Origin of the sequence: Hymenobacter artigasi, assembly GCF_012275535.1 — a bacterium.
GTDB classification, from domain to species: Bacteria; Bacteroidota; Bacteroidia; order Cytophagales; family Hymenobacteraceae; genus Hymenobacter; species Hymenobacter artigasi.
Genome location: NZ_JAAVTK010000001.1, coordinates 283,881 through 304,567, shown reverse-complemented (window position 1 = coordinate 304,567; position 20,687 = coordinate 283,881). Strand labels below are relative to the sequence as shown.

General features: G+C 61.1%; 16 protein-coding genes. 9 read left to right on the top strand and 7 right to left on the bottom strand.

Annotation, left to right across the window (positions count from 1 at the left end):
- Positions 1–36 precede the first annotated feature (36 nt).
- Positions 37–1,683 (top strand): M28 family peptidase, encoded by a 1,647-nt coding sequence (locus HBN54_RS01210; protein ID WP_168671319.1) that lies wholly within the window; start codon positions 37–39, stop codon positions 1,681–1,683.
- A 99-nt stretch (positions 1,684–1,782) separates the two neighbouring features.
- Positions 1,783–2,205, top strand: coding sequence for a BrxA/BrxB family bacilliredoxin (locus HBN54_RS01205; protein ID WP_068189753.1), 423 nt, complete (start codon positions 1,783–1,785; stop codon positions 2,203–2,205).
- 109 nt (positions 2,206–2,314) lie between these two features.
- On the opposite strand, the gene HBN54_RS01200 is transcribed toward HBN54_RS01205, so the two are convergent.
- Entirely contained in the window at positions 2,315–2,743 is a 429-nt protein-coding gene (locus tag HBN54_RS01200) for a GxxExxY protein (RefSeq protein WP_235955336.1), read from the bottom strand.
- Between the two features lie 76 nt (positions 2,744–2,819).
- Positions 2,820–5,024 (bottom strand): DNA helicase RecQ, encoded by a 2,205-nt coding sequence (gene recQ, locus HBN54_RS01195; protein ID WP_235955335.1) that lies wholly within the window; start codon positions 5,022–5,024, stop codon positions 2,820–2,822.
- A gap of 350 nt (positions 5,025–5,374) precedes the next feature.
- On the opposite strand from recQ, the gene HBN54_RS01190 reads away from it, so the two are divergent.
- Positions 5,375–6,391 carry a KpsF/GutQ family sugar-phosphate isomerase gene (locus HBN54_RS01190; RefSeq protein WP_168671318.1) on the top strand — a complete coding sequence of 339 codons (1,017 nt, stop codon included), beginning with the start codon at positions 5,375–5,377 and terminating at the stop codon, positions 6,389–6,391.
- Between the two features lie 87 nt (positions 6,392–6,478).
- Positions 6,479–7,561 carry a mannose-1-phosphate guanylyltransferase gene (locus HBN54_RS01185; protein WP_168671317.1) on the top strand — a complete coding sequence of 361 codons (1,083 nt, stop codon included), beginning with the start codon at positions 6,479–6,481 and terminating at the stop codon, positions 7,559–7,561.
- A 202-nt stretch (positions 7,562–7,763) separates the two neighbouring features.
- Here HBN54_RS01185 and rlmB read toward each other — a convergent pair whose 3' ends face one another.
- From rlmB to HBN54_RS01160, 5 genes are all read right to left on the bottom strand, one after another.
- Positions 7,764–8,846: a 23S rRNA (guanosine(2251)-2'-O)-methyltransferase RlmB gene (gene rlmB / locus HBN54_RS01180; RefSeq protein ID WP_235955334.1), complete on the bottom strand. Its 1,083-nt coding sequence runs from the start codon at positions 8,844–8,846 to the stop codon at positions 7,764–7,766.
- Entirely contained in the window at positions 8,783–10,054 is a 1,272-nt protein-coding gene (locus HBN54_RS01175) for a GWxTD domain-containing protein (RefSeq protein ID WP_168671316.1), read from the bottom strand. The genes rlmB and HBN54_RS01175 overlap by 64 nt, the downstream gene beginning before the upstream one ends.
- A gap of 193 nt (positions 10,055–10,247) precedes the next feature.
- Positions 10,248–13,259: a protein O-mannosyl-transferase family gene (locus tag HBN54_RS01170; RefSeq protein WP_168671315.1), complete on the bottom strand. Its 3,012-nt coding sequence runs from the start codon at positions 13,257–13,259 to the stop codon at positions 10,248–10,250.
- Between the two features lie 232 nt (positions 13,260–13,491).
- The gene (locus tag HBN54_RS01165; protein ID WP_168671314.1) at positions 13,492–14,109 is read right to left on the bottom strand and encodes a T9SS type A sorting domain-containing protein; all 618 of its coding nucleotides are present in this window, start codon (positions 14,107–14,109) and stop codon (positions 13,492–13,494) included.
- Positions 14,110–14,362: 253 nt separating this feature from the next.
- The gene (locus HBN54_RS01160; RefSeq protein WP_168671313.1) at positions 14,363–15,121 is read right to left on the bottom strand and encodes a biotin--[acetyl-CoA-carboxylase] ligase; all 759 of its coding nucleotides are present in this window, start codon (positions 15,119–15,121) and stop codon (positions 14,363–14,365) included.
- A 67-nt stretch (positions 15,122–15,188) separates the two neighbouring features.
- On the opposite strand from HBN54_RS01160, the gene rsfS reads away from it, so the two are divergent.
- The 5 genes from rsfS (at position 15,189) to HBN54_RS01135 (ending at position 20,643) form a co-directional block, all read left to right on the top strand.
- Positions 15,189–15,569, top strand: a complete 381-nt coding sequence (gene rsfS / locus HBN54_RS01155) for a ribosome silencing factor (RefSeq protein WP_168671312.1) — start codon at positions 15,189–15,191, stop codon at positions 15,567–15,569.
- A gap of 238 nt (positions 15,570–15,807) precedes the next feature.
- On the top strand, positions 15,808–17,925 hold the full coding sequence (gene ftsH / locus HBN54_RS01150) for an ATP-dependent zinc metalloprotease FtsH (RefSeq protein ID WP_168671311.1): 2,118 nt from the start codon (positions 15,808–15,810) through the stop codon (positions 17,923–17,925).
- 90 nt (positions 17,926–18,015) lie between these two features.
- Positions 18,016–18,669, top strand: a complete 654-nt coding sequence (locus HBN54_RS01145) for a LutC/YkgG family protein (RefSeq protein WP_168671310.1) — start codon at positions 18,016–18,018, stop codon at positions 18,667–18,669.
- A 137-nt stretch (positions 18,670–18,806) separates the two neighbouring features.
- On the top strand, positions 18,807–19,589 hold the full coding sequence (locus HBN54_RS01140; protein WP_168671309.1) for a UDP-2,3-diacylglucosamine diphosphatase: 783 nt from the start codon (positions 18,807–18,809) through the stop codon (positions 19,587–19,589).
- Positions 19,590–19,749: 160 nt separating this feature from the next.
- Entirely contained in the window at positions 19,750–20,643 is an 894-nt protein-coding gene (locus HBN54_RS01135) for a hypothetical protein (protein ID WP_168671308.1), read from the top strand.
- Positions 20,644–20,687 lie beyond the last annotated feature (44 nt).

Below are 20,687 nucleotides of genomic sequence, written 5' to 3'. Positions count from 1 at the left end.
GACGTTCTTTGTGTTGGCTGTATTCTCACGAAATCTATGCGAACATCTCTCTATCTTCTTGCCGCTCTGCTCCTCAGCACCTCCGCCCAGGCGCAAGCCCCGCTCATCGTGCCCAAGCCCGTAGCCGCCGCCCTGGAGCAAGTGCAGCCCGCCGCCATCAAAGCCCACATCGCCTACCTGGCCGATGACCGCCTGCTGGGCCGCAAGGCCGGCACCCCTGGCTACCAAATGGCCGTCGACTACGTGACGCAGCAGCTGAAAACGCTGGGTGTGCAACCGGCCGGCGAGGGTGGTACTTTCATCCAGAAAGTGCGGCTGCGGCGGGCCTTCCTCCAACCCGGCGCTACTTTCGCGGCCCGCGATGCGCAGGGGGCTACAATGCCGCTCACGGCCGGGTCAGATTACGCGGTGTACCCCAGCCCCGAGCTGCCCGCCACCAGCGTAAAGGATGCCCCACTGGCCTTCGCCGGCTTCGGCATCAACGCGCCCGAGCTGGGCTACGACGACTACGCCGGCCTCGACGTGAAGGGCAAGGTGGTGATGATTGTGCGCGGGGCACCCCGCACGTTTGCGTCCACCGTGGCCTCGGCCAGCCAGGATTTGGCGGGGCTGCTGAAGGCGGCCGTCAACCACGGGGCCGTGGGGCTGATACTGGCCTCGGCCCATGCCGGCGCGCTGCCCGACCTCAAAAACGGCACGTACAGCGTGCTCGGGGCCGATGGCAAGGTGGCCGTATCGCGCACCTTTGCGCCGGGCAGCCGGCAGCAATTCTACGGGGCCGTGAGCGCGGCCACGCTCCAGCGCCTGCTGCAGGCCTCGGGCCTCGATACCGCACAGGCTTTCGCGGCCATGCGGAGTGGCAAACCAGCCTCGGCGAGCTTGAAAACCACGATTAGCGCCAGCGCACAGTCCGCTTACCAGGATATTGAGAGCTACAATGTGGTGGGCAAATTGGTGGGCTCCGATGCGAAGCTGCGCGACGAGTACGTGGTGCATTCGGCCCACCTCGACCACCTGGGCGTGGCCGCGCCGGTGCGGGGCGACTCGATTTACAACGGCGCGCACGACAACGCCTCGGGCGTGGCCTGCGTGCTCGAAATCGCCAAAGTCTATTCCCGCCTCAAAGACCGGCCGAAGCGCAGCATGCTCTTCGTGTTCATGACCGGCGAGGAGCTGGGCCTGCTGGGCTCGTCGGCCTTCGCGGCCAACCCTACCGTGCCCAAGGCTAAAATAGTGGCCGATATTAACATGGACATGCCCACGCTCATTGCCCCGCTGCTGAGCGTGGTGGCGCTGGGAGCCCCGCATTCCACGCTTATCGAGCCCGTGAAAAAAGCCTGCGCCTACATGGCCCTCGACCTGGAGCCAGACCCCGAGCCCGAGCAGAATCGCTTTATCCGCAGCGACCAGTACAGCTTCGTGACGGCCGGCATTCCGGCCCTGCACCTCAAATACGGCAACAAAACCGCCGACGGCCGCAACAACCTCAGCGAGGACGTGCAGAAGTGGCGGGCCGCAACCTACCACAAGCCACAGGACGACATCAACGGCCGCTTCGACTTCGAGGCCGGCCGCAAGTACGTGCAGCTCTGCTTCTTGGTGGGCTACCAGGTGGCGCAGGCCCCGGCCCGGCCGGTGTGGAACAAGGGCGACTTTTTCGGCCGGCGCTACGGCCAGCGGTAGCGGCCGCCCCGGAAACCTTCTGGCCGGCTTAATGGGTTAGGCCTTCGTACTTTTGTACCCGTACGCGGCCCCGCCGCTTTTCAACTAATTATTACGACAATGGCAGTTTATCCCGAATACATGGTGGCCCCCATCCGCCAGGACCTCACCGAAGTTGGTTTCGAGCAGCTGATGACCCCCGAGGAGGTTGATTCCGCTCTCGCCTCGAACGAAGGCACCGTGCTGGTGGCCGTGAACTCGGTGTGTGGCTGCGCCGCCGCCAAAGCCCGCCCCGCCCTGAAAATGGCCCTCGCCAGCGCCGACAAAAAGCCCGGCAAGCTGGTGACCGTTTTTGCCGGTATGGAAACCGAAGCCGTAGCCAAAATGCGCGAACACCTGCTCCCGTACCCTCCCTCGTCGCCCTGCATCGCCCTGTTCAAAGACGGCGAGCTGGTGCACATGATTGAGCGCTACCACATCGAAGGCTCCGATGCCATGCGCATCGTGAACAACCTGCAAGGCGCGTTCGAAGAGTACTGCTAAATCACTGATTTTTCGGATTTAAGCGGATTTCACGGATTTTGTGGACGATTAGCGAAAGGGCCCCAGCTGCGTGCGCAGCTGGGGCCCTTTTTGTGTTGTTGAGGCGTAATTAATGGGAAAGCGGGCGGGCGGGATTGTGGAGGAAGCGCTTGAACCGAAGGCTGGATTCGCCAAAATTGATTAGAAGAGCAACTTCCAGGCGGTAAGCTTTGAGGTAATTGATTACCTGCGCGTAGTTGAGGGAGGTCAATTCACTGGTTGCTTTCAACTCGACCAACACTTGGTTATCGACCAGAAAGTCGGCCCGCCGCGACCCAATGGACGTTTCCTTGTAAAAGACGGGCAAATGTATTTCTGCCTGGAAAGCAAGGTTAGCCGCAGCAAACTCCACGCCCAGCCCCCGCTGGTAAATCACCTCTGGAAACCCACTGCCCAACTCACTATGCACGCTCATGGCGCAGCCAATGATGGTTTCCGTAAGCTTATTTAACCGAGTGTCAACCAACATGAAACCAATCCATAAAAACAAATCGGACATTCAACATCACAACGTCGCCCCAAAATACCCGTCCATAAAATCCGTGAAATCCGCTTAAATCCGAAAAATCAGTGATTTAGTTAGCTACCTCGCTCAGGAATTTCACGCGCACCAGGCGCAGCTCTTCCTCGCTGAAGTCATTGCCCAGCGCCTTCATCGCCATGGCAATGTTGTCCGTGCTGGCCGACATGAAGTAGTCGTAAATCTCGTCGCGCACTTCTTCTTCCACCATCTCCTCCAGGTAATAGTCGATGTTGAGGCGGGTGCCGGAATAGCAGATGTGCTCGATTTCCTCCATCAATTCGCCCATCGAAATGCCTTTCGAGGAAGCAATGTCCTCCAGCATCATCTTCTTGTCAATCTGCTGAATGACGTAGATTTTGATTTTGGAGCGGTTCACGGCCGACTTCACCACCACGTCCTCGGCGGTTTCAATGTCGTTGTCCTCCACGTACTTCTTGATGGCGGCCACGAAGGGCGCGCCAAATTTCTGAGCCTTGCCCTGGCCCACACCCGATACGTGCGTGAGGTCGTGCAACGAAGTGGGGTAGGTGGTGGCCATCTCCTTCAGGCTCGGGTCCTGGAAGAGGACGTAGGGCGGCAGGTTTTTCTGCTTGGCTACCTGCTTGCGCAGCTCTTTTAACTGCGCAAACAGGGCCTCGTCGTGGCCAGCGGCGTGCTGCACTTCCTCCTTTTCCTCGTCGGCCTTCTGCTCCTCATCAAAGTTGTGGTCCTTGGTGAGGGTGATGGCGCGCGGGTTTTCGATGAAATTGATGCCCTTATCGGTAATGCGGACCAGGCCCAGGCTGTCGATGTCCTTCTCCAGAAAGCCGTTCAGCAGGCACTGGCGCAGCACCGAGTGCCAGAACTGGGCGTCGCCCAGCTCCTTGCCCTGGCCGTACACCGGCAGCGCGTTGTGCGCATAGCTGGCAATGTGCGGGTTGTTGAGGCCCAGCAATACCTGGCCCACATGGTTGAGGTTGAAGCGGGCTTCCGTCTGCACCACGGCGCGTAGGGCCAGGCCCACGGCCGCTTCGCCCTCAAACCGCTCCTTGGGGTGGCGGCAGTTGTCGCAGAAGCCACAGTCGGTGTCCAGCTGCTCGCCGAAGTAGTGCAGCAGCTGGCGGCGGCGGCACACGGCGCTTTCGGCGTAGTTGGTCATCTCGGCCAGCAGCTGGTGGGCGTTGTCGCGCTCGGTCACCGGCTTGTCCTTGCTGAATTTTTCCAGCTTGAGAATATCGTCGTAGCTGTAGAACATCAGGCAGTTGCCCTCCAGGCCGTCGCGACCGCCGCGGCCGGTTTCCTGGTAGTAGCCCTCAATGGATTTGGGGGCGTCGTAGTGAATCACGAAGCGCACATCAGGCTTGTCGATGCCCATGCCGAAGGCGATGGTGGCCACAATCACGTCGCATTCCTCATTCAGGAAAGCATCCTGATTATCAATGCGCACCTGCTGGTCGAGGCCAGCGTGGTAGGGGCGGGCGCGCACGTCGTTCACGCGCAGCAGCTCGGCAATTTCCTCCACCTTCTTGCGGCTCAGGCAGTAAATGATGCCGGCCTTGCCTTTGTGCAGCTTCACGTACTGAATCAGCTGCTTTTTGGTGTTGTGCTTGGCGCGCACCTCGTAGTAGAGATTGGTGCGGTTGAAGCTGGTTTTGAAGACGCTGGCATCGTCCATGTGCAGGTTTTTCTGGATGTCCAGCTGCACTTTGGGCGTGGCCGTGGCCGTGAGGGCGATGATGGGCACGTTGCCCCCGAGATTGTCAATAATACCGCGAATCTTGCGGTATTCTGGCCGGAAGTCGTGGCCCCATTCCGAGATGCAGTGGGCCTCGTCGATGGCCACGAAGCTAATGGTGGACTTCAGCAGAAACTCGATGGTATCATCTTTGGTCAGGCTTTCGGGGGCCACGTAGAGCAGGCGCACCTCGCCGCTCATCACGTCGCGCTGCACCCGCTTCATCTCGGTTTTGGTCAGGGTCGAATTGTACACCTGCGCGTTCACGCCGAAAGCCCCGAGCTGGTCGACCTGGTTTTTCATCAGGGCGATGAGGGGCGAGATGACGATGGCCGTGCCCGGCACCACCAGGGCCGGCAGCTGATAGCACAGGCTTTTGCCCGCGCCGGTAGGCATTATCACAAACGTGTTGTGACCGGCCAGCACGTTTTGAATGACAGCCTCTTGCGTACCCCGAAACTGGCCGTAGCCAAATACTTCTTTAAGCGTATGTTTCAAATCGGCCATGAGGACCGGGGCTTCTTGGAGGGCAACTGAGGACATGGGACAAAAGCACTGATGAAAGGCGTACCGACTCGCGGTTCATAACGAAGATAAGCAATAACCCCTATTTTCAGCGTGAAAAATGGTGTTTTTCGTGAATTGTGGAAAACAATTTATTCATATTGCTGCCGCTTGCGAAATGCGAAGAGGCTATTTGGAAACTTCGGGCTCTCAACCCCGTCCATCTGTGGCAAGGAGCGGTTTCTGAAGTAGCGAGCCACTCAACTTGACATAAGTTAGCGGTTGGCCTGCTATAAATTATCCATTAACCGGCACTGGCCGGTTTTGGCCGGCGGAGGCGGGCTTAGCTTCTTTCCCCCAATTTTGCAATATCATTTCGCGCTCTGCTCATGCCTGCTACTATTCATTCTGATAATGCCACCGCCGGGGCGGCCCCGGTTGCCGCCGATGTGCTGGCCATTGCCCGCCAGGTGCTGCACGAGGAGGCCGACGCCGTGCGTGCCGTGGCCGACGCCCTGGCCGCCACGCCCGATTTCGTGGCCTGCGTGCAGGCCATTCTGCAGCTGGAGGGCCGGGTGGTGGTCACGGGTATTGGCAAAAGCGCCCATATCGCGGGCAAAATCGTGGCCACGCTCAACAGCACCGGCACGCCGGCCCTGTTCATGCACGCCGCCGACGCCATTCACGGCGACCTGGGCATGATTCAGCCGCAGGATTTCGTCATTGCCATCAGCAAGAGCGGCGACACGCCCGAGATTAAGGTGCTGGTGCCGCTACTGCGCCGCAAAGGCGTGCCGCTGGCAGCGCTCGTGAGCAACGCCGATTCCTACCTGGCCCAGCAGGCCACCTACGTGCTGCACGCCCCCGTTACCAAGGAGGCCTGCCCCAACAACCTCGCGCCCACCACCAGCACCACCGCCGCCCTGGCCCTGGGCGATGCCCTGGCCGTGTGCCTGCTCGAAAGCCGCCAGTTCACCGCCGCCGATTTTGCCCGCCTGCACCCCGGTGGCACCCTCGGCAAGCGCCTCTACCTGAAAGTGGGCGACCTGAGCCGCCAGAACCAGCGCCCCCAGGTGCCGGCCGATGCCCCGCTGCGGGAGGTGCTGCTCGAAATATCGGGCAAGCGCCTCGGGGCTACGGCCGTGCTCGATGCCGCCGGCCAGCTCGCGGGCATTATCACCGATGGCGACTTGCGCCGCATGCTGGGCAGCTTTTCGGACCTGGAAAAGCTCAAAGCCCGTGACATTCTGACGCCCCAGCCCGCTACGATTGATGTGGAAGACTTTGCCGCCGAAGCCCTGGCCCGCATGCAGAGCCGCAACATCACGCAGCTGGTGGTGACGGAGGACGGGCAGTTTGCCGGGTTCATTCACCTGCACGACCTGCTGCGCGAAGGCTTGGTTTGATTACGTTGGCTTTCTAAATTATATAGTGTTTATTGAGTAAATAGCAGACCTGCACGCCCCACCTCGTTCTCCTTTACATTTGCCTCAATGAATTCCACTTACATCGTTGTCATGGCTGGCGGTATTGGCAGCCGGTTCTGGCCGTTCAGCCGCACCAACCACCCCAAGCAGTTTCACGACGTGCTGGGCACGGGCCGCTCCATGCTCCAGCTCACCGTGGACCGCTTCCAGGGTATCTGCCCGCCCGAAAACGTGTTTGTGGTGACCAACCGCGACTACGTGGACCTGGTGCAGGAACACCTGCCGCACCTGCCGGCCGACCAGATTCTGGGCGAGCCCATTGGCCGCAATACCGCGCCGTGCATTGCCTACGCCAGCTACCGCATTGCGCAGCGCGACCCGCACGCCACCATCATCGTGACGCCCGCCGACCACGCCGTGCAGCGCGAAGACGAGTTTCGCCGCCTCATCGACATCGCCGTGGCGGCCGCCCGGGCCAGCGATGTGCTCATCACCCTCGGTATCCAGCCTTCCCGGCCCGATACCGGCTACGGCTACATCCAGTATATGGACGACCAGAGCCTGCCCGGCGGCCAGCTGCACAAGGTGAAAACCTTCACCGAAAAGCCCAATCTGGAGCTGGCCCGCATGTTCGTGGACAGCGGCGACTTTCTCTGGAACTCGGGGCTGTTTGTGTGGCGCGCCGAGGTCATCATCGATGCCTTTCACCACTATCTGGGCGACATTGCCGAAGTGTTCGACGAAGGAGCCGAACAGCTGGGTACGACCGAGGAGGAGGAGTTCATCAGCCGGGCCTATTCGCGCTGCCGCAACATCAGCATCGACTACGGCGTGATGGAAAAAGCCGATAACGTATATGTCCTGCCCGCCGACTTTGGCTGGAGCGACGTGGGCACCTGGGATTCGCTGCACCGCATTGGCAACCACGACGAGAACAACAACATGGTGAGCGGCGACGTGCTGCTCTACGACACAACAGGATGCGTCATCAAAACCCCCGCCGACCGCCTCGTGGTAGTGCAGGGCCTGGAAGACTACATCGTGGCCGAATACGACAACGTGCTGCTCATCTGCAAGCGCAGTGAGGAGCAGCGCGTGAAGGACTTTGTGGCCGATGTGAAGGCCAAGAAGGGCGGAGGGTATAATTAAGAACGAAAAACTCCCCTCCTTACCAAGGAGGGGAGTTTTTGCGTAGCAAAAACGGGGGTGGTTGCGCCGTTGCACGACACCCGAGCGATGCCCGATACAATCCGGGCGTTTTCGTTCGGGTGTCGTGCAACGGCACAACCACCCCCGTTCGCGCCTCTTCGGCGCTCACATCCCCTCCTCAACTGAGGAGGGGAGGGGCGTTCTACTCCGCTTGGTTCACGCGCTGCCGGGCCACTTCAAACATCATAATACCAGCGGCCACGCCCACGTTCAGCGACTGAATCTGGCCGCTCATGGGTACTTTCAGCTTCACGTCGGCCAGGTTCAGGAGGTCGGGCGAAATGCCGTCTTCTTCTGAGCCCATGAGGATGGCTACGGGGCCGGTGAAGTCGATTTCGGTGGCACCTACGGCTTCGTCGGCTTTCTCGGTACAGGCCACGACGGTGATGCCGGACTGCTGGAGGAAGCGGATGGTTTCGTGCAGGTTATTTTCGCGGCACACGGGCAGAATGTTCAGCGCGCCGGCGCTGGTTTTCAGCGCGTCGCCGTTGATTTGGGCCGCGCCCCGGCTGGGCACCACGATGGCCTGCACGCCCAGACACTCGGCCGTACGGGCAATGGCGCCGAAGTTCCGCACGTCGGTAATGCGGTCGAGCAGCAGCAGGAAGGGTACTTTTCCTTCCTCAAACAAGCCGGTCACGATGGTGTCGAGCGGCGCGTAGTCGATGGGCGACACGAAGGCGACTGCACCCTGGTGGTTTTTGCGGGTCAGGTTGTCGAGCTTCTCCACCGGCACCAGCTGCACCTGGATGCCAGCCGCCCGGGCGGCCGCCGAGATGTCCGTTACGAGGCTGTTTTTGGTGCCGCGCAGCAGGAAAATCTTCTCCAACGTACGGCCCGCGTTCAGGGCTTCCTGAATGGGGCGCAGGCCAAACAGCATGTCGATGCTCGCTGCCTGGGCCGGGCGGTTTTCGTAGCGGGGACGCTCGCCGCCGGCGTTGCTGCCGCGCTCGCCGCCTTCGCTGCGCTCGCGGTAAGGCGGGCGCGACTCGCCCCGGTCGGAGCGGCCGGTGCGGTCACCAGCGGCTTCGTCGCGGTTGTCGGAGCCGCCACGGCCTTTGGGGCGGGCGGGCAGGTCGTCAAATTCAGCGCCGCCACGGTCGGGGCGGAACTGTTTCGGGGTGACGGGGCGGTTGGCGCCATCGTAAAAGCGGCGGCCGGCTACCGGGCGGGCAGGTCGGTTGGGGCGTTCGGGCCGGTCAGGGCGGTCAGTGGGGTTCTCCATTTTTCAACGGCGGCATACCAGAGCAGTTCGTACTCGGGCCGGCGCACCAATTCGTAGTAATCAGGGGCAAAGGTACTCGGCCGGGGCCGGAAGGTGTAGGTGATGGGCCCGCCGTTCAGCCCGCCCTCGGAATAAAACCACCGTTCCTCGCCGTTGAACAGCCGGCGCACGCTCGGCGGCGGCCCCAGCACCACGTACAGTAAGCCCCTATCGGTGAGCCAGCCGGCCTTGTGGGCGGCAAAAAGGCGGTTGGCCGCCGTCACGCGGCCGTAGAACTGCCGAATCAATTCCTTGCCCTGTCGCTGGTTACCCTGGGCAATGTCGAGCCAGAATTTATCCACCGCCCGCTTGGGGTCGGGCGCATCGGTGAGGCGCTGGCGCTCCTGGCTGGTGGTGAGGTAGCGCAGCGGCTCAATCAGCTCCGACGCCGTGGTGAGGGCGGGGTAGTTGTTGGCTCCTACCAGCACGGCCAGCGTGCGCGTAGGCATGCCGCCCGCGCCGCCCACCTTCAGCGCATACAGGCCGGGCTCGCGGAAGCGCAGCGGCTCGCCGGGCCGGGCCTCGGCCGAGTCGAGCACGGGCAGCAGGCGCGGGCCGGCGGGCATGGCGGCGGGGCTGGTCATGGGCGGCAGGGCGGGGGCGGGCGTCACGGCGTAGCGCTTCCAGCGCACGGGCTGCATCAGGCCGTAGCTGTCCACGCCGAAGGTGTCGCCGGCCCGCACGTAGCGGCGGGCCAGCGGCTGACCCACCGAATCGGTGAGCACGAAGGACCGCGCCAGCACGGCTTCTGTCAGGCGCAGCCAAGCGGTGGTGCTGGGCTCCTGGTAGTCTTCTTTGGCATCGGCGGGGGAGGTGCTGAGCTGCAGGATGGCCCCGGCGGGTACGCGGGCGGCGGCAATGCAGAAGCTGAGGCGCAGGCTGCCGTCGGCCTCTGTATGCTGGTGCTGCCGGCGGCGCACGATGCTGTCCTGCCACAGCGGCAGCTTGGCTTCGTAGCTGGGCCAGGCGGCCAGGCGCAGCGGGTGTCCCGGCCCCAGGCGGCCGGGGGCGGGCAGGCGCAGGTAAAGGCGCAGGCTGTCGCCCTCGCGGCGGGTGTCCACGGCCAGGTGCGGGGCGTCGCGGTAGAGGCCGGCGTAGTCGGGGCGCGGGGCTAAGGGCGCGAAGGCCGTGAGTAGGAATGAGAACAGCAAAAGCAAACGAACCAGCATACTCTAAAGCTACGGGAAAACGGACGGGAAGGCCAACGAAGAATTTGTCGGAGTGAGTTATTTGGTAACAACATTTCCGGTGGCTCTCATCGGCCTGTTCCGTCACGTTCCCAGGGCAGTTGAGAAATCGCCAAAATAAAAAGGCCGGCCCGCACATTGCGGACCGGCCTTTACTCATTCACCATATTGCCACCTAGCGCGGGTAGTACTGGTTCATCAGGCCCAGGGCTTTTTCGCTGCGGGGCTTGTCGCCGGCCATCTCGGCGGCGCGGTACACGCTTTGCAGGCCCAGGAGGTAGCCGCGCTGGTCGTCCTCAAATAGGCTGCCGTCGGCCTTGGTGGCGTAGTATGCCAGCATCTGCTCCGAGCGCTGGGTCATGGTGTCGAGAATCTGGTCGGCTTTGGTTTTCTCGCCACCTGCTACCAGGGCGGGCACCAGCTGGGGCGAGTAGTAGTCGTAGGGAATGGCGGCGTCGGGCATCAGCTCCAGGGCTTTATCGGCCACTTCCTTGGCCTTGGCCACGTTGTTGGACGCGAGGTAGGCGTTGGCCAGGCGGGCAAACTTATCGCGGTAGTTGGCCGGGAAGCGCAGGTTGTTTTCGTCGTAGAAAATCTTCGGATTTTGCAGGCCGCGGTAGCTGAAATCCTTCAGCAGGCGCTGGTAGGTGAGGTCTTTTTCCACGTAGCCTTCGTCACCGCTGCGCGGGTCGTAGTTCGGGTCCTTCAAGGGTAGCAGGCGGTAGGCCATGCCTTCGAGTTGGAAGTAGGGCTGCAGGTTCATGTAGTCGCTTGGGGCCACGGTGCTGCTGAAGTAGATGGGCCGCTTCCAGTTGTTGGTGGCAATCATGTCCAGAATCACCAGGTTTTTCTTCTCAATGGCGCGCTTGCCCATGCTCCACTCCATCTTGCTCACAAGCTGGCCTTCGCGGCCTTTGGGGATGATGCCGAGCTTCTTCACGGCCATGGTATCAATGGGTAGGAAGAAGTTGGGCGTGGGGAAGCTCATCATCATCGGGCCGTTTTCCTGGTACTGCACCTGCAGCAGCGGGTTGTTGCTCTTCACCAGCTCGATGAATTCCTTGAGGTTCACGCTGGGCACGGCCGGGTTGGCGGCGAAGGGCAGCATGTCGTTGGTGCCCTGGGCATAGGACTGGGCGGGCATCGAGATGGGGAAGCCCTCCGAGAGGTAGGAGCGGCGCTTCATCTGGGCGATGTACCAGTCAGTATTAAGGTACGAGAGTACGGCCACGCGCACGTCGGTCCGCACGCCTTCCACTTCCTGGGCGTACCAGAGCGGGAAGGTGTCGTTGTCGCCGTTGGTGAACAGGATGGCGTTCGGGGCGCAGCTATTCAGCAGGTTCTTGGCCGAGTCCACCGAGTTGTAGCGGTCGGAGCGGTCGTGGTCGTCCCAGCCCTGCGCGGCCATGATGCCTGGAATCAGCAGGCCCACGGCCAGGGCCAGGCCGGCCCGCAGGCCGTCGGCCTTCACCACTTTGCCGAATAGTTCGGCCAGCCCCAGCACGCCCAGCCCTATCCAGATGGCAAAGGCGAAGGTGGCCCCGGTGAAGGTGTAGTCGCGCTCACGCGGCTCGCGCGGCGGCTGGTTGAGGTAAATCACAATGGCCAGGCCGGTCATCAGAAACAGCAGGCCAGTCACCCAGGCATCCTTACTGTCGCGCCGGCTCTGGAACCACAGGCCGATGAGGCCGAGGATGAGCGGCAGGGCCAGGAAGTTGTTGTGCGCCGGGCTCTCGCCGATGCGCGGCGGCAGCGCCTTCGCGCTGGGGCTAAAGGGTGTGACTACGCCCGCCTGCTGCACGTCGGACTCGCGCCCCACGAAGTTCCACATGAAGTAGCGCCAGAACATGTGGCCCATCTGGTAGCGCATCAAAAAGCCCAGGTTCTGGCCCATAGTGGGCTTCACGCCGTCCTGAATGTCTACCCACTTCTTGTAGTTGGCAATCTGGTCGGGCTCGTAGCTGTAGATGCGGGGCAGCAGCATCTTGTCCTCGTCGCGGTACACCGGCTCCTGCTGGCGCGGCATAATTTCCTTGTAGGTGTTGGTCTTGGGGTCGCGGGCGTAGCGGGGGGCACCTTCGGCGTAATCAACAGGCTGGGCGTTGAACTGCGGGCCGTAGAGCAACGGCCGCGAGCCGTACTGCTCCCGCTTGAGGTAGCTCACGAAGCTCAGCACGTCCTCGGGGTCGTTTTCGTTGATGGTGGGCTGGAAGGAGCTGCGAATCGGTACAATCAGGTAGCTCGAATAGCCAATCAGGATGAACGTGAAGCACAGCATGGCCGTGTTCAGCAGCTGGCTGCGGCGCTGGAAGGAGAGGCGGAAGCCAAACCAAATCAGCCCGATAAACACAATCAGGAAAATGAACAGGCCCGAGTTGAAGGGCAAACCCACGGTGTTGATGAAGAACACCTCGAAGTTGCCGGCCAGCGTGGGCAGGCCCGGAATGATGCCTACCAGAATGGACCCCACGATAATCATGCTCACCACCATCACGATGATGCCGCCCTTGAGCGACGGATTGGCCGTGCGGCGGTAGTAGTAGATGAAGCCCAGGGCCGGCAGTGTGAGTAGGTTCAGCAAGTGCACCCCGATGCTGAGGCCGATAACGTAGGCAATCAGAATGAGCCACTTGTCCGAATCGGCTTCGTTGGCGTGCGCTTCCCACTTCAGCATAATCCAGACCACGGCCGCCGTGCACAGCGCCGACATGGCGTAAACTTCCCCTTCGACTGCGTTAAACCAGAAGGAATCGGAGAAGGCAAAGGCCAGCGACCCCACCACGCCCGCGCTCAGAATGAGGAAGGACTGGTAGCCGCTGGGCTCGATGGATTCGGCCGCCAGGCTGCTGTTGCTCACGGCATCGCGCAGCACCATTTTGCGGGCCATGCGGGTGATAATCCAGAACAGAAACAGGACGGTGAAGGCGCTGCTCAGGCCCGATAAGGCGTTGATGAGCACCGCCACCTTGGTCACATCGCCAAACGAGAACAGCGAGAACAGGCGGCCCAGCAGCAGGAACGTGGGGGCCCCCGGAGGGTGCGGCACCAGCAGCTTGTAGGAACAGGCAATGAACTCGCCGCAGTCCCAGAACGAAGCGGTAGGCTCCAGGGTGAGCAGGTAGGTAGCGAAGGCAATGGCAAACACGAGCCAGCCGACGAGGTTGTTCAGGCTTTTAAAAGAGCGCATAGAAACGAATGTGGCACAAGACACCGGTAAATGCGCGGGCGGCACACTACCGGAAGAAGCAACGAGCAAATCGGTGAAAAGGCAAAAGTAGGCAATGCACCGTTGCACTGATGCTTGCACGAAACCAATTCGGGCTAGAAACACAAAAAGCAGCGCGAGGCTGCTTTTGTGTTTCGGGTTTCTGACGGCTCTTTGCTGGTTCCTAGCGGCCGGTTGCAAACCAGCAGCCTGGTCAGTTCTGCAGCACGAGGCGCTTGGTGCTGGCCACTTTGCCATCCACCAACAGGCTGTAGAAGTACACGCCGGTGCGCAGCTCGCTCAGGTCAAGCGCCATGCCGCTGGCAGTCAGCTCGGGCTTGAGGGCTACGGTGCGTACTTCCTGGCCGATGATGTTGCTCAGGCGCAGCTGGTAGCTCTGGCCGGCTTTCTGGCTGAGCTGTACCGTTACCTGGCCCCGGCTGGGGTTGGGGTACACGCTCAGCGCAGCGGCCAGATTGGCGTCGGCAGTGGCCGTGACAGTGCTCACGATGAGGGTGCCCACCATGCCGGAATGAACGGTACAAAAAAACGGATAGGTGCCGGCCGTGAAGGTTGCCGCCGGAAAGGTTTTGGTGGGCGTGGTTGGGTTGATGGTGAACGTGGTCCACTGAGCCGCCGCCGTTGGGTGGGTGTTCGAGCCAATATTTTGAAAAACCAGCACATCGGTGGGCGCCATGCGGATGGTGGTGCTACCATCCGGCCCCCGGTAAAAGTTGTCGCCCACCTGCACCGTAATGGTGGCTGCGAAAGCAGAAGCGACCGAAAGCAGCAGCGCAATCATGGGCACTGCCAAACGAGTAAAGAGTTTCATCACAAATGCAAAAATAAGGAGAGGAGAAAAAATAAGGACTCTGCCACAAGGACAAGCACCGTGCCGGGTTGCCCTGCTGGCCACCCAATCAACGCCAGCCGAAGCGTTTCGGTTTGATAGACAGACAAAACACCCAAAAGTTGAATGCCGGCCGCCAGCAGAAGGTAGCCGATTTGCGACGGCCATTCCCTGTCAGAATTATTATCCTGGAATAAATTACAAACCCTGGATGCCCAAAAGGCCGCCAGGGTTGCTAGGCATGCCGAATTTCCTGCAGCCCAAACCGCCGCAGCTCGTTGCCGATGGCCACGGCCAGCCGGCCATCCTCTTCCACCCCGACAATCTGGCCGCTCACCGTTTGCCCGTCGATAATAAACGGATGGATTTCCTGGTAGCGGTACAGGGCCTGCAGGTAGTCGCGCCGCAGGGTGCCCACCTGCCCGGCCCGCAGCTGCAGGTAGCGGCGCTCCAGGCACTCCAGCAGGCGGGCGGCCAGCGCCTCGCGCGGGTAGGCCCGGCCGGTGAGCAGAGAAAAGGAAGTGGCCGTGGGTAGCTCAAAAGCTTGCTGATTGATATTCAATCCAATACCAATGATGCTATATTGAATTTTTGAGCCGCTCAGGCTGTTCTCAATCAGAATGCCGCCCAGTTTTTGGTGGCCATAGTAAAGGTCGTTGGGCCACTTCAGCTTCAGTTTGGGGTCGGGGCCGAGCAGGGCCACGGCCCAGTCGTGCACGCCCAGCGCCACGGCTTGGCTGAGGCGGAATTGCTCGGTGGCGGCCAGAAATGTAGGCTGCCATACCACCGACAGCATCAGGTTTTCGGCGGGGGCGGCCACCCACTGGTTGCCGCGCTGGCCCCGGCCGGCGGTCTGAAAGTCCGTTATGACGGTACAGCCCTCACTGGCCCGATTTTGGACTATCAATGTTTGAGCCTCCGAATTAGTCGAGGGGCAGGTCGGCAGCCAAACTAATTGCTGGCCCGTGAACAGGGTTTTTGGGGTGACAACCACGGCCTTCTTTCGCGTATCGTTAACTTCGTAGACTTTCGGCTGTAAAGCTCACACCTAACAAGACAATATGAAAAGCACGTTGGTCCGTCAGGATTCAGACACATTGGCAGATTTGGTCGTTCGCGGCATGCAGGATAAGAAGGCCGCCGACATCGTGGTGCTGAATCTGAAGGAATTAAAAAATGCCGTTGCCGATTATTTCATCATCTGCTCGGCCAACTCCGATACGCAGCTCGAAGCCGTGGCCCGCTCGGTGGAAGAAGAAATCGAAAAAGTAACCGGCGAAAGCCCCTGGCAAACCGAAGGCCGCACCAACCGCGAGTGGGTGCTGCTCGACTATGTTGATGTGGTGGTGCACGTTTTCCTGCGCGACCGCCGCAAGTTCTACGCGCTGGAAGAGCTGTGGGGCGACGCCAACATCAGCTACATCGAATCGGAGCCGGCGTAAGGCGGTTGGCCTGAACCTGTCATCCTGAGCGCAGCGAAGGACCTTATCACGCTCGAACGGTTTGCAGTAATGCCAAACGGCACAGGCGCGATAAGGTCCTTCGCTGCGCTCAGGATGACAGAAAAGCCTTGCCAGAATAAAATAAAACCGCTCCCACTCCGTCTTTCTTTCTGTCGAACATTTATTTTCGACACGGTGTTTTGCTTCTACCTATAATCGGTTTTAAGTAGCTATTTTCATGTCGGATAAAAATCTGAATAACAATAAGAAGAAGAAGCCCACCGCCCCGGTGCCCAACCCGCGTCCGGGCTTGCAGCTGTGGGTACTGGCGGGCCTGCTGGTGTTTTTGTTCGGGGTGATGTGGGTGAACAACCTCAACTCGCCCGCCAAAATCAACCAGCAGCGCTTCGAGAGCATGCTGGCGTCCGGCGATGTGCAGGCCGTTACCATCATCAGCAACCAGAAAATGGTAGAGGTGACGCTGAAGGAAGCGGCCCGCGCCAAATACAAGCAGGAGCTCACGCGCCGCTCGCCTTTCGGGGGCGAGGGGGTGGGCTCGCAGTTCTACTTCCCGGTAGTGGATGCCAAGCTGTTCCAGGAAAACCTGGATGCGCTGCAGAAAGATGTGCCTTCGGCCCAGCGCCTGCCCCTCAACATTGAGGAGCGGTCGAGCCCCGGCGACTACATCGGCACCTACGGCTTCATCGTCCTGATGATTGTCGGCTTCTGGTTCCTGATGCGCCGCATGGGCAGCGCCGGCGGCCCCGGCGGCCAGATTTTCAGCATCGGCAAAAGCAAAGCCGCGCTGTTTGAAGGCGGTGATAAGGTGAAAATTACCTTTAAGGACGTGGCAGGCCTCGAAGAAGCCAAGGAGGAAGTGCAGGAAATTGTGGAGTTCCTCAAGAACCCCAGCAAGTTCACCATCCTCGGCGGTAAAATTCCGAAGGGCGCGCTGCTGGTAGGTCCTCCCGGAACCGGCAAAACGCTGCTGGCCAAAGCCGTAGCCGGCGAGGCCGACGTGCCGTTCTTCTCACTCTCGGGTTCCGACTTTGTGGAGATGTTTGTGGGCGTGGGCGCGGCCCGGGTTCGTGACTTGTTCAAGCAGGCCAAAGCCAAAGCGCCCTGCATCATCTTTATTGACGAGATTGACGCCGTGGGCCGTTCGCGCAGCAAGGGCAGCATGCCCGGCGGTAACGACGAGCGCGAAAACACCCTGAACTCGCTGCTGGTGGAAATGGACGGTTTCGGTACCGACTCCGGCGTTATCATCCTAGCCGCCACCAACCGCCCCGATACCCTGGACTCGGCCCTACTGCGTCCCGGCCGTTTCGACCGTCAAATCAGTATCGACAAGCCCGATATCAACGGCCGCACCCAGATTTTCCAGGTGCACCTCAAGCCCCTCACGCTGGGCCCCGACGTGGATGCCCGCCGCCTTTCGGCACAAACCCCGGGCTTTGCCGGTGCTGAAATTGCCAACGTCTGCAACGAGGCCGCCCTTATTGCAGCCCGCCGCGACAAGAAATTCATCACAGACCAGGACTTCACCGATGCCATTGACCGCGTGATTGGGGGCCTGGAGAAGAAGAACAAAATCATCTCGCCCGGCGAGAAGCGTATTGTGGCGTACCACGAGGCCGGCCACGCCATCGCGGGCTGGTTCCTGGAGCACGTCGACCCGCTGGTGAAAGTGAGCATTGTGCCCCGTGGGGTAGCGGCGCTGGGCTACGCTCAGTACCTGCCCAAGGAGCAGTTTCTTTACAATACCGAGCAGCTGATTGATGAAATGTGCATGGCCCTGGGTGGCCGCGCCGCCGAGCAGCTGGTATTTGGTAAAATCTCGACCGGCGCATTGAGCGACCTGGAGCGCATCACCAAGATGGCTTACTCCATCGTGACGATGTACGGCATGAACGCCAAGCTCGGCAACGTGTCGTTCTACGACTCGAAGGGACAGAGCGAGTACGGCTTCTCGAAGCCTTATTCGGAAGCCACTTCGCAGATGATTGACGAGGAAGTGCGGACCATCATCGAAACTGCTTACGTTCGCACCAAAGAGCTCCTCACCGAGCGCCGCCACGAGCTGGAAGTAGTAGCCAAGGAGCTGCTGGAGAAAGAAGTACTGCAACAGGAAGACCTGACCCGTCTGGTGGGCCCGCGCCCCTTCGATACCCAGACCAACTACCAGGCCCACATGGCCGGCACCGACCGCAGCGAAACGGCCAGCGAAGTGCGCGGCGAGCTGGCTGCCGGTGGCACCATCAGCAGCGACCTGCCCGACCTAAACCTGCCCGGCCTCGATGGCAACACCAGCAACGAAGCCCCCGCCGCCAGTGGCAGCGCCGTAGCCGGCTAGTTACACCGTGCCGCAAGCTGAAGCTTGCGGTACAATTGGAAAGCCAGCCTCTTATGGGGCTGGCTTTTTTTATGTTATTACTTTTGCATCATGTCCGAATCTTCCCGCGATGCTGTTTTGGCCCGAATCCGCCAGGGGCTGGCGGCTGGCCCCGCGCCACTGCCGCCCCGGCCCGATTTTGCTGCCCCCGTGCACCCACCCCTCAGCAACGCCGACGTGGTGGTAGCCTTCGCGGAGCGATTCCAGCAGGTTGGCGGTGAATTTTACTATTGCGAAGACCTGGCCGCGCTGGCTACGCAACTGGCTGCTTACCGGGAGCGGCAGCAGGTGAGCGCGCCTTACGTGTGGGAACCCGATTTGCAGGCAGTGCTGCAGGTCGCCGGCGTGGAATTTCGCGCCGGTGAGGCTGATTTCGTGGCTAATGCCGACCTGAGCCTGACTTCGTGCGAGGCGCTGGTGGCCCGTACCGGCAGCGTGCTGGTATCGGCCGCCACGGCCAGCGGACGGCGGCTGAGCATCTACCCCGACCAGCACCTGGTGCTGGCCCGCCCCAGCCAAGTAGTAGCCGAAATCGGCGATGCGCTGCGCGTGATACAGGAGCGCTACGGCGCGGCTCCGCCCTCCATGGTGTCGCTCACTAGTGGCCCCAGCCGCACGGCCGATATTGAAAAAACGCTGGTGCTGGGCGCGCATGGCCCGCGCCGCATCGCGCTGTTTTTGCTGGAAGACGAGGGTGAGATATAGAAGTAGAACGTCATGTCGAGCGCAGCCGAGACATCTCGCTCGCATCGTTGAGCAGTTTTGATTACTTAAGCCACGCCAGATGTCTCGGCTGCGCTCGACATGACGTTTAATGAAGGTTTAGATTACTTGTTTCCTGAATGAAGTCACCCCATTTACTTTCTGATATTATCCTGCCGCCCGGCAAGCGGGTGTACTTCGCTTCCGATTTTCACCTGGGCGCGCCCAACGCGGCGGCTTCGCTGGCGCGGGAGAAGCGCATCGTGCGCTGGCTGGATGAGGTGGCGAAGGATGCGGCGGCCATTTACCTGCTGGGCGACCTGTTTGACTTCTGGTTTGAGTACAAGCACGCCATCCCGCGTGGGTTCAGCCGCTTGCAGGGCAAACTGGCCGAGCTCACGGATGGCGGCCTGCCCATTACCATCTTCACCGGCAACCATGATATGTGGATGTTTGGCTACTTCACCCAGGAAATGGGCATTCCGGTGCTGCGCCAGGAAGTTTCGCAACGGATTGGTGACAAGCTCTTTCACATTGGCCACGGCGACGGGCTGGGGCCAAAGGACTACAGCTACAAAGCGCTGAAACAGGTATTCACTTCAGGCGTGGCGCAGTGGCTGTTTGCCCGGCTGCACCCCAATTTCGGCATCGGCATGGCCAATAAGTGGAGCCGCCGCAGCCGGATGCAGGCCGGCAAGGACGATACCGTGTATTTCGGCGACGAGGAATGGCTGCTGCAATACTGCCGCGAGCTGGAAGCGCGCATGCACCACGACTATTACATCTTCGGCCACCGCCACCTGCCGCTGGATGTGGAAGTAGCCCCCGGCAGCCGCTACGTGAACCTGGGCGAATGGGTCAATTATTGCAGCTATGGCGTGTACGATGGCAACGAGCTGGCCTTGCGGCATTTTGAGCAGTAGCGCCGGGCGCTGGCTGGCGCGCGTCTGTGACGCGCTGCCGGTTGGGTTCGAGCCTGCGGCTCGGGCATTGAATGCGTTTGCAGACGCAACTACGGCCCGAGCCGCAGGCTCGAACCCAACCGGCACGCGTCGCAGACGCGCGCCAGCAGTAGCGTTTCTCATGCTGTTCCTGCTCACCACCACCGCCCACGCCCAAACCACCGTGCCCTCCGCCGCCTCGACTGCGCCGGCCGCCACGCAAACCGTGGCGCCCGTGCAGCCCGCCCCGCAGCCGCCGGTAGATGCGACGGCCGCGCCCACCGTGGCCACCTGGAAACTGCTGCGCCTTATCCGGCTGCCCAATCCGGGCGCGGCTTCGCTCGACCGGCGCGGCGCACTCTACGTGGCCGATGCCGACAATAACCTGCGCCAGTACGGCCCCGAGGGCCTGCCCCTGAATACCTACGCGCCCGCCCAGCCCGGCCACGTAGCCCAGGTCGAAGCCTGGAATGTGACCAGTACGCTCGTGTTCAACGACGACCGGCAGCAGTTGGTGCTGCTCGACCGGTTCCTGTCCCTCATCAGCGAGGTGCGGCTGGGCGATGTGCTCGATGGCACGGTGCGCGTGGCCACACTGGCCCCCGACAACTTCATCTGGCTGCTTGATGAAAGCACGCTCACGCTGCGCGAATTCGACCCCAACACCCTGCGCGCGGTGCAAAGCACCCCGCTGGACCTTATTATTGGCCGCTCGCGGCCCGATTTCCGCTTCATTCGTCAGTACCAGAACAATACCTACCTCGTGGACCGCAGCACGGGCGTGTATGTATTCGACAACCTTGGCAACTATAAGAAAAAGCTGCCTTTTCCGGGGCTGAGCACGGTGGGCTTCCGGGGCGATGAGCTGTACTTTCTCGAAGCCGGGGCCATCCACTTCTTTCACCTTTATAACCTCACGGAACGGCGCGTGGCCCTGCCCGCTGGCACCGACCCCGGCGCGGTGCGGCAGGTGCTGGTGGGCGAAACGTACGCGTATATTTTCACGGCGGCGGGAGTAGCGGTGTATCAGATGTAAGGGGCCGCCATACGGTTGAGGCTACCAGGCTGCCGAGCCGAACC

What these genes read in the sequence shown, in the direction of transcription:
- HBN54_RS01205 (WP_068189753.1), top strand. Translation starts at nt 1,783, where the DNA reads ATGGCAGTTTATCCCGAATACATGGTGGCCCCCATCCGCCAGGACCTC.
- HBN54_RS01165 (WP_168671314.1), bottom strand. Translation starts at nt 14,109, where the DNA reads ATGAAACTCTTTACTCGTTTGGCAGTGCCCATGATTGCGCTGCTGCTT.
- recQ (WP_235955335.1), bottom strand. Translation starts at nt 5,024, where the DNA reads ATGTCCTCAGTTGCCCTCCAAGAAGCCCCGGTCCTCATGGCCGATTTG.
- HBN54_RS01210 (WP_168671319.1), top strand. Translation starts at nt 37, where the DNA reads ATGCGAACATCTCTCTATCTTCTTGCCGCTCTGCTCCTCAGCACCTCC.
- HBN54_RS01145 (WP_168671310.1), top strand. Translation starts at nt 18,016, where the DNA reads ATGTCCGAATCTTCCCGCGATGCTGTTTTGGCCCGAATCCGCCAGGGG.
- HBN54_RS01185 (WP_168671317.1), top strand. Translation starts at nt 6,479, where the DNA reads ATGAATTCCACTTACATCGTTGTCATGGCTGGCGGTATTGGCAGCCGG.
- HBN54_RS01190 (WP_168671318.1), top strand. Translation starts at nt 5,375, where the DNA reads ATGCCTGCTACTATTCATTCTGATAATGCCACCGCCGGGGCGGCCCCG.
- HBN54_RS01200 (WP_235955336.1), bottom strand. Translation starts at nt 2,743, where the DNA reads ATGTCCGATTTGTTTTTATGGATTGGTTTCATGTTGGTTGACACTCGG.
- HBN54_RS01140 (WP_168671309.1), top strand. Translation starts at nt 18,807, where the DNA reads ATGAAGTCACCCCATTTACTTTCTGATATTATCCTGCCGCCCGGCAAG.
- HBN54_RS01135 (WP_168671308.1), top strand. Translation starts at nt 19,750, where the DNA reads ATGCTGTTCCTGCTCACCACCACCGCCCACGCCCAAACCACCGTGCCC.
- ftsH (WP_168671311.1), top strand. Translation starts at nt 15,808, where the DNA reads ATGTCGGATAAAAATCTGAATAACAATAAGAAGAAGAAGCCCACCGCC.
- HBN54_RS01170 (WP_168671315.1), bottom strand. Translation starts at nt 13,259, where the DNA reads ATGCGCTCTTTTAAAAGCCTGAACAACCTCGTCGGCTGGCTCGTGTTT.
- rlmB (WP_235955334.1), bottom strand. Translation starts at nt 8,846, where the DNA reads ATGGAGAACCCCACTGACCGCCCTGACCGGCCCGAACGCCCCAACCGA.
- HBN54_RS01175 (WP_168671316.1), bottom strand. Translation starts at nt 10,054, where the DNA reads ATGCTGGTTCGTTTGCTTTTGCTGTTCTCATTCCTACTCACGGCCTTC.
- rsfS (WP_168671312.1), top strand. Translation starts at nt 15,189, where the DNA reads ATGAAAAGCACGTTGGTCCGTCAGGATTCAGACACATTGGCAGATTTG.